The following is a 14011-nucleotide window of genomic DNA, read 5'->3' on the forward strand; positions in this document are numbered from 1 at the left end:
GTGGGTGTGGCGGGGGGGGGGGGGGGGGGGGGGTCGCCCCCCCCCCCCCCGCGCCGCCGCCCCGGGGGGGCCCCCCCGCGGCGCCCCCCCCCCGCCCAGGTCAGAGCGCGCGCAGGAAGGCCAGTGACGGCATGAAGAAGTACTCCCCGCCGCGCAGGGTGACCGATTGCGGGACCGGGCCGGCCGTCTTCTGCGTCGAGCCGCCCCACTCCACCGTGTACTCCGACGAGCCGCGCTCGCCCTGGCCGATCACCGGGTCCAGGCCCGGGGTGACGCCGTCGACGATCGGGAAGCCCGGGTTGTCCGCCCAGACCGCCTGGGTGAACTCGAACTGGTTGCCCAGCACCGAGTTGAACGCCATGAACAGCAGCCCGACGCCGCCGCTCGGGCGCGCCGACGGCGGGAGGTCGGCGTTCGGGTCGTCCGGGCGCTCGCCGTAGGTGACGCCCCGGCGGGCCATCAGATGCCGCCGCTCGTCCGCCGGGTCTTCGGCGCCGCCCGAGCCGCGCGGGTTCGTTTTGCGGATGTGGGCCTGGAAGGGGCACTTAAGCGCGGCGCGGTCGCTGTCGTAGGTGAAGTTGTTCGACACCGGGCTTTCCGCGCCGTCTTCCCGCTGGGTGGTCAGTGGCGTGCCGTCCTCGAAGCGGCCGATGATCATCCCGCCGGCCCGCTCGCGGTCTTCGCCGCTGAGGCCGAGCGTGTCGGCCAGGTCCGCTTCGGCCTGCTTGAACCGCCGGACGTTCTGCTCCAGTTTGCGGAAAACGAAATAGCTGCCGAAATGCACGCCGGGATCCGGGGCCGCGGTGTCGGGAACCAGCACCTGCGCCAGCGGTGACGCCGGATTCCAGACGTTGATCCCGTCGGTGTTGTTCTTCTCCGCGTCGACGTCTTCGGTGAGGAACAGCGGCTGGCTGCGGCCGTCGACGTACCCGAAGTGCTCGATTCCTTCGCCGCGCGCGTTGACCCGGCCGAGGCCGGTTTCCTCCGCGAGCACGGTGGCCGAATCCGGCAGCAGGCCCAGGATTTCGTTGCGCCGCGCGGCCATCGCCTTGTCGGTGGCGTCCCCCACCAGCACGACGGCGTGGATTTCGCTGCGGTAGCCCGGATCGAACGTCGACCGCGGCGGGTCGTTCAGCCGCCGCCGGGTCTGCGGTGCCGCCATCCCGCGCAGGAACGCCTCGTCCTGCGGCATGTTCTCGTCGACGCCGAGCGCGCGGTAGCCGGCTGCGGTGAGCCCGACGCCGACGTACGGCGTGCCGCCGCCCGAGTCGGCCTTGAACGCGCTCACCTCGTCGAGATGTGCCTTGGCGGACTTCATCTTCCCGGTGACCGAGACGAGGAAGGCGCGCGCCTCCGCCGCGTCGCCGAAGGCGAGGAACAGGGCGGACAGGTGATCGCGGACGTGCGGCTTGAGGATGTTCGGCTGCAGCTCGCCGAGCATCGTCGCGGCGTCGCCGGTCGCCGTGGTCCAGGACAGCGTGGTGGACAGATCGACAGTCATTCGGGTCCCCTCCCGTGAAAAAAGCCCGCCTCTCGGCGGGCACCCGGCCGACCGGAATCCCCCCTCGGCCGACCGGGTCCCCTGAATACAGAGTGCAACAGCGGGGGCGGGTCGTGCCACCCGATTGTTCGTTTCACACGAAAGATTAAGTTGAGCGCGAAATAGTTTCTCGCCGGAAAGAAACGGCGGATCAGCCGAGGGTGGCGGTCGCCGCCATCAGTTCGTCCAGTGCCTCGCGCACCAGTTCGGCGAACGGCCGGTCGGCCTCCGGCGCGACCCAGCGGGCGAAGCCCGCGGAGAAGGCGAGCCCGCCGATCTCGGCGGCCAGCGACGCCGTCGGGGCCGGGACGCCGCGGGCACGCAGCGCGTCCGCCATCGCCGCCCGCAGCGTCGCCAGCTTCAGCAGCTCGCGCTCGCGCAGGTCGGTGTGGCCGGCGACCACCGCGCGGACCTGACGCGCCCGCTCCCGGCGTTGCGGGCCCATGGCGGTCGTCGCGGCCAGGAGGGCGGCCGCGACCGCCTCGATCGGGGTGGCCGACGCGGGGGCGTTCGCGATCCCTTCGGCGAAGAGCCGGCTCAGGATCTCCTGGCCCGCGAAGAGCACTTCGCGCTTGTCGCTGAAGTGCCGGAAGAAGGTGCGCTTCGTCAGCCCGGCCCGCTCCGCGATCTCGGCGACCGTCACGCTGTCGTACCCGCGCTCGCCGAACAGGTCGAGCGCGGCGTCGAGCAGGCGCTCACGCGTGTTCGGCTCCCAGCGGCTCATGCCCCCAGCCTAGGCGATGACACCTGGTGTCATCACGGTGCTATGGTGATGACACCAGGTGTCATCACGAACGGAGAAGCTCATGCGTGTGTTCGTCACCGGCGCGTCCGGCTGGATCGGGCGGGCCCTCGTGCCCGAACTGCTCGAGGCCGGTCACCAGGTCGTCGGGCTGGCGAGGTCGGACGGGTCGGCCGGAACGGTCGCCGCGATGGGCGCCGACGTCCTCCGCGGCGACCTCACCGACCTCGGGATCCTCGAAAAAGGCGCGGAGAGCGCCGACGGTGTCGTCCACCTCGCCTTCGGGCACGACTTCGGCCAGTTCGACGCCGCGATCGAAACCGACGCGGCGGCCGTCGAGGCCATGACCGCCGTCTCGGCAGGCAAGCCGTTCGTCGCCGCCTCGGGGACGCCGATGGTGCCCGGGCGCCCGGCGACCGAACGGGACGACTCCGTCTTCGCGGGCCCGGTCGCCGGCCGGGGTGACAACGCCAGGGCCGTGCTGAAGACCGCCGAGCGGGGCGTGCGCCCGTCGCTCGTCCGGCTGCCGCGCTCGGTCCACGGCGAAGGCGACGTCCACGGGCTCATCGCGAGGCTGGTCGCCCTCGGGCGCGAGAAGGGCATTGCCGCCTACGTCGGCGACGGGACGCAGCGCTGGCCCGCGGTGCACGTCTCCGACGCCGCCCACCTGTTCCGGCTGGCGCTGGAGCAGGCCCCGGCGGGAGCCGTGCTGCACGCGGTCGGCGACGAAGGCGTGCGGATCCGCGACGTCGCCGAGGTGGCCGGCCGCCGCCTCGGCCTGCCGGTCAAGTCCGTGACGGCCGAAGAACTCGGCTTCCTCGGCGGCCTGCTGGCCCTCGACCAGCCGGCCTCCAGCACGCTGACGCAGGAGTCACTCGGCTGGCGGCCCACCGGGCCCGGGCTGCTGGAGGACCTCGAAAAGGGTTACTACGGCTGAGAAGTGGGACAGCGCCGGCGGAGGTGGCGACGTTGGCACCGCCGCCGGCGCCGGGTCTTACGCGATCGGCCGGTCCGTCGGCGCGATCGGGCGGGGCAGCACGTCGCGGCCGGTGAGGTAGGCGTCGACGCCGGCCGCGGCGCTGCGGCCCTCCGCGATCGCCCAGACGATCAGGGACTGGCCGCGGCCCATGTCACCGGCCACGAACACGTTGTCGAGGCTCGTCTTGAACGCCTTGTCGCGGGCGACGTTGCCGCGCGCGTCCAGCTCGACGCCCAGCTCCTCGAGCAGCCCCTGCTTCTGCGGCCCGAGGAAGCCCATGGCCAGCAGGACGAGCTGCGCGGGCAGCTCGCGCTCCGAACCGGGGACGGGGACGAACTTGCCGCCCTCGTTCCGGACCTCGACCAGCTTCAGCGCCCGGACCCGGCCGTCGGCGTCACCCAGGAACTCCTGCGTGTTCACCGCGTAGAGCCGCTCGCCGCCCTCTTCGTGCGCCGAGGACACCCGGTAGATCATCGGGTACGTCGGCCACGGGTGGGCGTCCGAGCGCGCCTCGGGCGGCTTGGGCATGATCTCCAGCTGCGTCACCGACCGCGCGCCCTGGCGGTGCGACGTGCCGACGCAGTCCGCGCCCGTGTCGCCGCCGCCGATGACCACGACGTCGAGGCCCTTGGCGTCGAAGGGGGAGACGTCGAGCTCACCGGAAGCGACCCGGTTGGCCGGTGGCAGGAACTCCATCGCCTGGTGGATGCCGGCCAGGTCCCGGCCGGGGATCGGCAGGTCGCGCCAGTCGGTCGCGCCACCGGCCAGCACCACGGCGTCGTAGGCCGACAGCTCCGAAACGGGCAGGTCGACGCCGACGTTCACCGACGTCCGGAACTCCGTGCCCTCGGCCCGCATCTGGTCGAGCCGCCGGTCGAGGCGGGACTTCTCCATCTTGAACTCGGGGATGCCGTAGCGCAGCAGCCCGCCGATCTTGTCGGCCCGCTCGAGGACCACGACGCTGTGGCCCGCGCGCGTGAGCTGCTGCGCCGCGGCGAGACCCGACGGGCCGGACCCGACGACCGCGACCTTCTTGCCCGTGAGAGCGACCGGCGGCTGCGGCGTCACCCAGCCTTCGTCGAAGGCCCGGTCGATGATCGAGATCTCGACCCGCTTGATCGTCACGGGATCGTCGTTGATCCCGAGCACGCACGCCGTCTCGCAGGGCGCGGGACACAGCGTCCCGGTGAACTCCGGGAAGTTGTTGGTCGCGTGCAGCCGTTCGATCGCCTGCTGCCAGTCCTCGCGCCAGGTCAGCGTGTTCCACTCGGGGATGAGGTTCCCGAGCGGGCAGCCCTGGTGGCAGAACGGGATGCCGCAGTCCATGCACCGGCCGGCCTGCTTCTGCAGCTTCGTGGTGGCGAAGTCTTCGTAGACCTCGCGCCAGTCCATCAGCCGCAGGTCGACCGGACGCCGCTTCGGCTCTTCGCGGGTGGTGGTCAGAAAGCCCTTGGGGTCAGCCATGTGCGGCCTCCATGATCGCCTCGTTCACGTCGCGCCCGTCGCGCTCGGCCTGGACCTGGGCGGCGAGCACGCGCTTGTAGTCCTTCGGCATGACCTTCCCGAAGCGGTCGACGCCCGCGTCCCAGTCGGCCAGCAGTTCCCGCGCGACGGCGGATTCCGTTTCGTCGTAGTGCTTTTCGAGCGTCTCGCGTAGGAAGTCCGCGTCTTCGGAGTCGAGCGGGTCGATGTCGACCATCTCCGGGTTGACGCGGTGCGCGGGCAGGTCCAGCACGTAGGCGATGCCGCCGGACATGCCGGCCGCGAAGTTGCGCCCGATCGGGCCGAGCACGACCATCCGGCCGCCGGTCATGTACTCGCCGCCGTGGTCGCCGACGCCTTCGACGACGGCCAGCGCGCCCGAGTTGCGCACGCAGAACCGCTCGCCGACCTTGCCGCGGATGAAGATCTCACCGCTGGTGGCGCCGTAGGCGATGACGTTGCCGGCGATGATGTGGTCCTCGGCGGGAATCCGTGCCTCCTTCGGCGGGCGCACGATCAGCCGGCCGCCGGAGAGGCCCTTGCCGACGTAGTCGTTGCCGTCGCCGTAGAGCCGCAGCGTGATGCCCTTGGGCACGAACGCGCCGAACGACTGGCCCGCGGTCCCGGTGAAGGTGACGTCGATGGTGTCGTCGGGCAGGCCTTCGCCACCCCACCGCCTGGTCAGCTCGGAGCCGAGCATGGTGCCGACGGTCCGGTTGACGTTGCGGACCGGCAGCTCCAGCCGCACCTTGTCACCGGAGTTCAACGCGCCTTCGGCCAGCTGGATCAGCGTGTTGTCCAGTGCCTTCTCCAGGCCGTGGTCCTGCTGCGTCTGCTGCAGCCGCAGGCCGGCCGGGGCCATGTCCGGCACGTGGAAGATCGGCGACAGGTCGAGCCCGGACGCCTTCCAGTGCTCGATCGCCTTGCGCTTGTCGAGGAACTCGGCGTGCCCGACGGCCTCGGCGATCGACCGGAAGCCCAGCTCCGCCAGGTACTCGCGCACCTCCTGGGCGATGAACTCGAAGAAGTTGACGACGTATTCGGCCTTGCCGCTGAACTTCTCGCGCAGCTTCGGGTTCTGCGTCGCGACGCCCACCGGGCACGTGTCGAGGTGGCAGACGCGCATCATGATGCAGCCCGAGACCACCAGCGGCGCGGTCGCGAAACCGAACTCCTCGGCGCCGAGCAGGGCGGCGACGATGACGTCCCGGCCGGTCTTGAGCTGGCCGTCGGTCTGCACGACGATCCGGTCGCGCAGCCGGTTGGCCAGCAGCGTCTGCTGCGTCTCGGCCAGGCCCAGTTCCCACGGACCACCCGCGTGCTTGATCGACGACAGCGGCGACGCGCCGGTCCCGCCGTCGTGACCCGAGATGAGCACGACATCCGCGTGGGCCTTGGACACGCCCGCGGCGACCGTGCCGACACCGACCTCGGACACGAGCTTCACGTGGATGCGCGCGTTCGGGTTGGCGTTCTTGAGGTCGTGGATCAGCTGGGCCAGGTCCTCGATCGAGTAGATGTCGTGGTGCGGCGGCGGCGAAATGAGGCCGACGCCCGGCGTCGAGAACCGCGTCTTCGCGATCCACGGGTACACCTTCGCGCCGGGCAGCTGCCCGCCCTCGCCGGGCTTCGCGCCCTGCGCCATCTTGATCTGGATGTCGTCGGCGTTGACGAGGTACTCGCTCGTGACGCCGAAGCGCCCCGAAGCGACCTGCTTGACCGCAGAGCGCCGCTCCGGGTCGTAGAGCCGCTCGGGGTCTTCGCCACCCTCACCGGTGTTCGACTTCCCGCCGAGGCGGTTCATCGCGATGGCCAGGGTCTGGTGCATCTCCATGGAGATCGAGCCGTAGGAGATCGCGCCGGTGGCGAACCGCTTGACGATCGACGAGACCGGTTCGACCTCTTCGATCGGCACCGGCGGCCGCTGGCCGTACTTGAAGTCGAACAGCCCGCGCAGCGTCAGCAGCTTCTCGGCCTGGTCGTCGACGGCCTTCGTGTACTCCTTGAAGATCTCGTACTTGCCCGACCGCGTGGAGTGCTGGAGCTTGAACACCGTCTGCGGGTTGAACAGGTGCGGCTCGCCTTCGCGCCGCCACTGGTAGTCCGCGCCGGTCTCCAGCTCGCGGTGGGCGGCCCGGACGCCGTCGGCCGGGAACGCGTACTTGTGCCGCTTCGCGACCTCGTCGGCCAGCGTCTCGAAGCCGACGCCGCCGAGGCGGGACGTCGTGCCGGTGAAGCAGTTCTCGATGACCTCTTCGCCGAGCCCGATCGCTTCGAAGATCTGCGCGCCGGTGTAGGACGCGACGGTCGAAACGCCCATCTTGGACATCGTCTTGCGGACGCCCTTGCCGAGCGCCTTGATCAGGTTCTGCGTCGCCTGCTTCGGCGTCACGCCGGGGATCAGGCCGCGGTGGGCCATCTCCTCGACCGTCGCCATCGCCAGGTACGGGTTCACCGCCGCGACGCCGTAGCCGATCAGCAACGCGATGTGGTGCACCTCGCGCGCGTCGCCCGCCTCGACGATGAGGCCGACCTGCGTGCGCGTCTTCTCGCGGACGAGGTGGTGGTGCACCGCGCCGGTCAGCAGCAGCGAGGGGATCGGCGCGTGGTTTTCGTCGACACCGCGGTCGGACAGCACGATCAGCCGGGCGCCGTCCTCGATCGCCTCCGAAACTTCGGCGCGGATCTCGTCCAGCCGCTTGATCAGCGCGTCGCCGCCGCCGTGCACGTTGTACCGGCCGAGCACGGTGACCGCCTGGAACTCCGGCAGGTCGCCGTCGTCGTTGACGTGCACCAGCTTGGCGAGCTGGTCGTTGTCGAGCACCGGGAACGGCAGCACGATCCGGCGGCAGCTGGCCGCGTTGCCGTCCAGGAGGTTCGGCTCGGCGCCGATCTGGGCGCCGAGCGCGGTGACGAGCTCCTCGCGGATGGCGTCCAGCGGCGGGTTCGTGACCTGGGCGAACAGCTGGATGAAGTAGTCGAACAGCAGCCGCGGCCGGCTCGACAGCGTCGCGATCGGCGAGTCGTTGCCCATCGAGCCGATCGGCTCCGCGCCGGTGCGGGCCATCGGCTCGAGGATGGCCTCGAGCTCCTCCTCGGTGTAGCCGAACGCCTGCTGGCGGCGCACGAGCGCGGCGTGCAGCGGGACCTCGCGGTCACGCTCCGGCAAGTCGTCCAGGTGCACCAGCCCGGCGTCGACCCACTCGTCGTACGGGTGGGCGGTGGCCAGTTCGGTCTTGACCTCTTCGTCCTCGATGATCCGGCCTCGGGCGGTGTCGACGAGGAACATCCGGCCGGGTTCGAGCCGTCCCTTCCGGACGATCGTCGCCGGGTCGATGTCGAGCACGCCGACCTCGGAGGCCAGCACGACGAGGCCGTCGTCGGTCACCCAGTAGCGGCCGGGACGCAGGCCGTTGCGGTCGAGCACCGCGCCGATCTGGCTGCCGTCGGTGAAGGCGACCAGCGCCGGGCCGTCCCACGGCTCCATCAGCGTCGAGTGGAACTCGTAGAACGCGCGCCGCGCGGGGTCCATCTCCTGGTGGTTCTCCCAGGCCTCCGGGATCATCATCAGGACGGCGTGGGGCAGCGAGCGGCCGCCGAGGTGGAGCAGCTCCAGTACCTCGTCGAAGCTCGCCGAGTCGCTGGCGCCGCGGGTGATCACCGGGTAGACGCGCTTGAGGTCGCCCGGGATCAGGTCGGTCTCCAGCAGCGCCTCGCGGGCGTCCATCCAGTTCCGGTTGCCGCGCAGCGTGTTGATCTCGCCGTTGTGCGCCACGTAGCGGTACGGGTGGGCCAGCGGCCACGACGGGAAGGTGTTGGTGGAGAAGCGGGAGTGCACCAGGCCGATGGCACTGGTGACGCGCTCGTCGGTGAGGTCGGCGAAGAAGCGCTCGACCTGCGGCTCGGTGAGCATTCCTTTGTAGACGATCGTGCGCGAGGACAGCGACGGGAAGTAGACGTCGTCCTCGACGAGCTCGTGCTCCGCGCGCTTGCGGACGCAGAAGGCGCTGCGCTCGATGTGCAGCGGGTCCGAATGCTCCGGCTTCGGGCGGCGCGCGGCGAGGAACAGCTGCGTGAAGTGCGGCATGGTCTCGGCCGCGGTCGGCCCGCAGTGTTCGGTGTGCACCGGCAGCTCGCGCCAGCCGAGGACGCGCATGTCCTCCTCGGCGGCGATCCGCTCGATGGTCGTCATGGCCCGGCCGCGGCGCTTTTCGTCCCGCGGCAGGAAAGCCGTGCCGACGGCGTAGGTGCCCGGCTCGGGGAGCTCGAAGTCCACGACCTCGCGGTAGAACTCGTCCGGGACCTGGATCAGCAGGCCCGCGCCGTCGCCGGTGTCCGGTTCGGCGCCACGAGCCCCGCGGTGTTCCAGGTTGCGCAACGCGACCAGGGCCTTGGCGACGATCGCATGATCGCGTCGCCCGGTCAGGTCGGCGACGAAGGCGACACCGCAGGCGTCGTGTTCGTAGTCGCTCCGGTAGAGGCCCGCGGCCTCGGCGTTGCTGAGCTGCTCCCCGGACGGGGGCAGGGAACTGGCACGGTGGGTCACGGCTGGCCGCCTCCCAAGGCGTTGGCGCGACCGGTACTCACTCCATCGAGTGGTTCAGGCTGAACCGGTTAACGAAGTGGTCCGGGACCGCGATGGTCAGTCGAGAACGTTTGTCATCGAGTGCAAGATGGCCGCGTGGGACCGGCCGGGCGGCGGCGCCCGGAAACCGGAAGCGGATCATCTGGGAGGCCGCACGACACTGGGCAGCCGAACATGTCGGGTGCTGCGAGCGCGCGCCGAACGGCCACTGTGGTGGGGGCCCTCCGGAGCGCGCGGTGTTACTCCCGGGTTCGCCGGGTCTTATGACGATAGTGTGAATTCGCTGTTATCGACATACGTCGTTGCGTCCGGGTGGGAAATGCCACGCTTGCGTTGACGGCGCCGGGGGTAGTCCCATATGTCGGGCCAGCTCTCCCGCAGCGCGGGCAGGGGCCGCGCTGACCTGCGGAAATGTCCGTCCGAAGTGGTCTGGGGCGGCTGTCGTGGTGCCCGGCGGGGGTGGCAGGCTGGGTGCATGGCGGACTCCTCCGATGACTGATCGTTATCTCTCCGTGGCTCGCGAAGGGGTCCACAAGCTCGAGATCAAGCGTTCGCGGTTCCTCTGCGCGCTGGCTCCGGTGACCTCGGAAGAGGCCGCACGCGACTTCATCGCCGCCCGCCGTCGTGCGGATCCGGGGGCGCGGCACCACTGCCACGCCTTCGTTCTCGGCCCGGACGGGCGCACGCAGCGGTCCAGTGACGACGGTGAGCCGGCCGGCACCGCGGGCACGCCGATACTGGAAGTGCTGCGCCGCCGGGAACTGACGGACACGGTCGCGGTGGTGACGCGGTACTTCGGCGGAGTCCTGCTGGGGGCGGGCGGTTTGATCCGGGCGTACGGTCAGTCCGTTTCGGACGCTCTGGAAGTTGTTGGTGTACTAGAACACCGGCGTCTCAGCCTGGTCGAGGTGTCGGTGGCCTACGACCGCGCGGGCCGGCTGGAGAACGACTTGCGCGCGTCGCCGTACGTGCTCCACACAACTCGCTTCGACGAGCTGGCCCGCTTCGAGGTCGGCTTGGCGCCGGGCGAGGAAGAGGTGTTCGCCGGCTGGCTCGCCGACCTGACGAACGGCGAAGCGGCGGCGACGACTGCGCTCGGCGACCACTGGGTGGTCCACCGGGCCTGAGTGGTCCGGTCCCGAAACCGCTTGGCGCGCAAGGAACTTTCGGCGCTTCCGGGAGCAGACCCTTCCGTGGCACCATGTCGTGCCACCGAGTTCCGGTACCACTTCGATCCCCTGGACGTTGCCGGTGCGGCGCGAGCCGAGCTGACAACGTTGTCACCACCCGTTCTGCTTGCCCGACAACGTTGTCGCCCGGCGGAAATGCGTGCGACAAGGAGAGGAAGGGTCATGTCCAGACCATTGGCCGGCCGGGTGCGGGCGGCCGTGCTCGCCGCGGCGCTGCTGGGGGCGGGGCTCGCCGTCCCGGCCGCCGGTGCCGCGACGCTCGCCCTCACCCAGTACGTGAATCCCTTCATCGGCACTGACAACAGCAACTCGCCCAACCCGGTGCCCGGCGGCGCCGGCGGCAGCACGTACCCCGGCGCGGTCGTGCCGTTCGGCATGGTGCAGTTCAGCCCGGACACCCCGACCGCGTCGCCGTCCGGGTACCGCTACAGCGACACGAGCATCGAGGAGTTCAGCCTCACCCACTTCAACGGCGCCGGCTGCGCCAACAACGAGGACCTCGGCCTGCTGCCGATCACCGGCGCGATCGGCACCTCGCCGGGCACCGGCTGGACCGGGTACGCGGGCCGCTACACCAAGGCGAACGAGTCGGCCGCGCCCGGCTACTACAAGAACACGCTCGACAACTACAACACCACCGTCGAGCTGTCGGCCACCCAGCGGTCCGGCTTCATGAAGCTGACGTACCCGAACACGACGTCCGCGCGGCTGCTGGTCAACACCGGCCGCAGCGCCACCGGCAGCCGCAACGGAAGCATCAGCATCAGCGGCAGCCAGCTCACCGGTTCGGTGACCGGCGGCGGGTTCTGCGGCTCGTCGAAGACCTACCAGATCTTCTACGTCATCCAGTTCGACCGCGCGCCCAGCGGGTTCGGCACCTGGCTCGGCGGCACGGTCAGCGCCGGAAGCGCGAGCACCAGCGGCACGAACTCCGGCGGGTACGTCACGTTCGACACCTCCGGCAACACCACGGTGCAGGCGAAGGTCGGCATTTCCTTCGTCAGCCTGGCCAACGCGCAGGCGAACCTGGCCGCCGAGAGCCCCGGATTCGACTTCACCGGGATTCGCAGCGCGGCCGACACGAGCTGGAACAACATCCTGAACCGCGTCCAGGTCACCGGCGGGGCCGCCGCCGACCTGCAGAAGTTCTACACGGCGCTGTACCACGTCTTCCAGAACCCGAACATCGCCAGCGACACGAACGGCCAGTACCGCGGGTTCGACCAGGCGGTGCACACCGCGTCCCACACCGTCTACCAGAACTACTCCGGCTGGGACATCTACCGCTCGTGGGCCGCGCTGATCGGGCTCGTCGCGCCCGGCGAAGCCAGCGACATCGCGAAGTCGATGGTGCTCGACGGCCAGCAGGGCGGCCTGTTGCCCAAGTGGTCGCACAACAGCAACGAGCACTTCGTGATGACCGGTGACCCCGGGCCGATCATCGTCGGCAGCATGTACGCCTTCGGGGTCCGCGGCTTCGACACGGCCGCGGCGCTCACGCTGATGGACAAGAGCGCGAGCGGCGGCACCACGCAGGGCCAGGCCATCCGCGGCCGGGAAAGCGGCTACCTCAGCCGGCACTACGTCTACGAGGACCCGTCCGACTCGCTCGAGTACTCGGCGTCCGACTTCGCCGTGGCCCAGTTCGCCAAGGCGCTCGGCGACACGACGAAGTACAGCACGTACATGCAGCGCGCCCAGTGGTGGCAGAACGTGTTCGGCACCGACTCCGGCTACGTCCAGCCGCGGGGGAGCGACGGGACCTGGGCCTGGCCGGTGGTGCCGCCGAGCAACAGCGGCTACACCGAGGGCAACCCGTCGCAGTACACCTGGATGGTGCCCTACAACTACCAGGGCGTGATCAACCTGATGGGGGGCCGCCAGACCGCCGTCCAGCGGCTGGACCACCACTTCACCCAGCTCAACGGCGGCCTCACCCAGCCGTACTTCTACATCGGCAACGAGCCCGAGCACGGCGTGCCGTGGGCGTACAACTACGCGGCGCACCCCGAGGGCACCAGCTCGGCGGTGCGGCGGGTGATGAACGAGTCGTTCACCACCGGCCCCGGCGGCCTGCCCGGCAACGACGACCTCGGCGCCACCTCGGCGTGGTACGTCTTCGCCGCGCTGGGGATGTACCCGGCGACGCCGGGTGCGGACGTCCTCGCCCTGCACGGCCCGCTGTTCCCGGCGGCGTCGATCACCCGGCCGTCCGGGACGATCCGGATCACCGGCAGCGGGGCGGGCCAGGGCGCCCAGTACGTGCAGAGTGTGAGCGTCAACGGCACCTCGACCACCAAGTCGTGGATCCGCTACGGCGACATCGCGGGCGCGTCGACGCTGAGTTACGCGATGGGCTCGTCGCCGAGCGCGTGGGGCACGAACCCCTCCGACGTGCCGCCGTCGTACAACGACGGCTTCACGCCGCCGGCCGCGGCGCCGGAGCTCGGCACGAACCTGGCGCTGGGCAAGACGGCCACCGGCTCGGCCACCTGCAACTCGGCGGAAACTCCCGCCAAGGCCGTCGACGGCAGCCTCGCGAACAACAGCAAGTTCTGCAGCACGGCGGCGACGAAGTTCCTCCAGGTCGACCTCGGGTCGGCGCAGAACGTGTCCTCGTTCGTGGTCAAGCACGCCGGCCTCGGCGGCGAGACGACGGGCTGGAACACCGGCGCCTTCACGATCCAGACGTCGACCGACGGCTCGACCTGGACGACGGTCGCCTCCGTGACCGGTTCGCGGGCGAGCCGCACGTACCACCCGATCACCACCCGATCGGCGCGGTACGTGAAGCTCAACCTGACCACCCCGGCCAACGACGGCAACGGCGCGGCCCGGATCTACGAGTTCGAGGTCTACCGCTGATCCGACGGCTCGCGGGCGCCGGGAGCGGTGCCCGCGAGCCACTCCTCGCGGGTGATGCCGTACTCGACTTCGCCGTGTTCGCTGCCCGGCGCGCGCTCGTGCTCCGGGAACTCCTCGAAGTAGGTCCGGATGAACCGCATCCCCAGTTTCTCCATGACGCGGCGCGACGCCTTGTTCACGGTCATGGTGAAGGCACTCACCCGGCGGACCCCCAGTTCGGTGAAGCCCTTCGCGAGCAGTGCCGCCGAGCCTTCGGTGCCGTAGCCCTTGCCCCACGCCTTCCGGTGCAGCCGGTAGCCGAGCTCGGGCTCGTCCGGCGGGTCGTGCGGGCGCGGGCGGAAATGGAACCACCCCAGGAAGTCGCCGGTGCTCTTTTCGATCGCCGCCCAGAACCCGTAACCGGGGAAACGCTCGTAGTAACCGAGGAACGCGGGGAGGTCGAGGGTGACGATCTCGGTGCGGTCCGCCGGCTGTCCCCCATTGAGGTACTTCATCACGGCCGGGTCGTCGTAGAGCGCGAAGAGCGCGTCGGCGTCGTTCTCGGTGAACCGGCGGAGGATCAGCCGCTCGGTTTCGAGGAATACGTGCATCGGGTGATGCTGGCAGTGACCCCAGTGTGTGGCAACGT

At 70.3% G+C, this 14011-nt stretch carries 8 protein-coding genes; 3 read left to right on the forward strand and 5 right to left on the reverse strand.

The features are described from left to right. Positions 1-100 precede the first annotated feature (100 nt). The gene (locus ABZX11_RS46150; RefSeq protein ID WP_354925161.1) at positions 101-1501 is read right to left on the reverse strand and encodes a Dyp-type peroxidase; all 1401 of its coding nucleotides are present in this window, start codon (positions 1499-1501) and stop codon (positions 101-103) included. A 190-nt stretch (positions 1502-1691) separates the two neighbouring features. Then, on the reverse strand, positions 1692-2264 hold the full coding sequence (locus ABZX11_RS46155) for a helix-turn-helix domain-containing protein (protein WP_354925163.1): 573 nt from the start codon (positions 2262-2264) through the stop codon (positions 1692-1694). An 82-nt stretch (positions 2265-2346) separates the two neighbouring features. On the opposite strand from ABZX11_RS46155, the gene ABZX11_RS46160 reads away from it, so the two are divergent. Then, a complete protein-coding gene (locus tag ABZX11_RS46160; protein ID WP_354925165.1) occupies positions 2347-3219 on the forward strand; it encodes an SDR family oxidoreductase in 873 nt (290 codons plus the stop codon). A 57-nt stretch (positions 3220-3276) separates the two neighbouring features. Here ABZX11_RS46160 and ABZX11_RS46165 read toward each other — a convergent pair whose 3' ends face one another. Beyond that, complete coding sequence (locus ABZX11_RS46165) at positions 3277-4725, reverse strand: glutamate synthase subunit beta (RefSeq protein ID WP_354925167.1); 1449 nt, start codon at positions 4723-4725, stop codon at positions 3277-3279. Continuing rightward, positions 4718-9268: a glutamate synthase large subunit gene (gltB, locus tag ABZX11_RS46170; RefSeq protein ID WP_354925196.1), complete on the reverse strand. Its 4551-nt coding sequence runs from the start codon at positions 9266-9268 to the stop codon at positions 4718-4720. The genes ABZX11_RS46165 and gltB overlap by 8 nt, the downstream gene beginning before the upstream one ends. Positions 9269-9819: 551 nt before the next feature. Between gltB and ABZX11_RS46175 the strand changes: the two genes are divergently transcribed. Then, positions 9820-10455: a YigZ family protein gene (locus tag ABZX11_RS46175; protein WP_354925169.1), complete on the forward strand. Its 636-nt coding sequence runs from the start codon at positions 9820-9822 to the stop codon at positions 10453-10455. A 225-nt stretch (positions 10456-10680) separates the two neighbouring features. Continuing rightward, positions 10681-13383: a GH92 family glycosyl hydrolase gene (locus ABZX11_RS46180; protein WP_354925171.1), complete on the forward strand. Its 2703-nt coding sequence runs from the start codon at positions 10681-10683 to the stop codon at positions 13381-13383. Here the strand turns inward: ABZX11_RS46180 and ABZX11_RS46185 are convergent. Beyond that, positions 13374-13973, reverse strand: coding sequence for a GNAT family N-acetyltransferase (locus tag ABZX11_RS46185; RefSeq protein WP_354925173.1), 600 nt, complete (start codon positions 13971-13973; stop codon positions 13374-13376). The two genes, ABZX11_RS46180 and ABZX11_RS46185, sit on opposite strands and share 10 nt — an antisense overlap. Positions 13974-14011: the final 38 nt, after the last annotated feature.

Source organism: Amycolatopsis sp. NPDC004169, from assembly GCF_040610315.1.
Taxonomy (GTDB): Bacteria; Actinomycetota; Actinomycetes; order Mycobacteriales; family Pseudonocardiaceae; genus Amycolatopsis.

What these genes read in the sequence shown, in the direction of transcription:
- ABZX11_RS46150 (WP_354925161.1), bottom strand. Translation starts at nt 1,501, where the DNA reads ATGACTGTCGATCTGTCCACCACGCTGTCCTGGACCACGGCGACCGGC.
- ABZX11_RS46155 (WP_354925163.1), bottom strand. Translation starts at nt 2,264, where the DNA reads ATGAGCCGCTGGGAGCCGAACACGCGTGAGCGCCTGCTCGACGCCGCG.
- ABZX11_RS46160 (WP_354925165.1), top strand. Translation starts at nt 2,347, where the DNA reads ATGCGTGTGTTCGTCACCGGCGCGTCCGGCTGGATCGGGCGGGCCCTC.
- ABZX11_RS46165 (WP_354925167.1), bottom strand. Translation starts at nt 4,725, where the DNA reads ATGGCTGACCCCAAGGGCTTTCTGACCACCACCCGCGAAGAGCCGAAG.
- ABZX11_RS46175 (WP_354925169.1), top strand. Translation starts at nt 9,820, where the DNA reads ATGACTGATCGTTATCTCTCCGTGGCTCGCGAAGGGGTCCACAAGCTC.
- ABZX11_RS46180 (WP_354925171.1), top strand. Translation starts at nt 10,681, where the DNA reads ATGTCCAGACCATTGGCCGGCCGGGTGCGGGCGGCCGTGCTCGCCGCG.
- ABZX11_RS46185 (WP_354925173.1), bottom strand. Translation starts at nt 13,973, where the DNA reads ATGCACGTATTCCTCGAAACCGAGCGGCTGATCCTCCGCCGGTTCACC.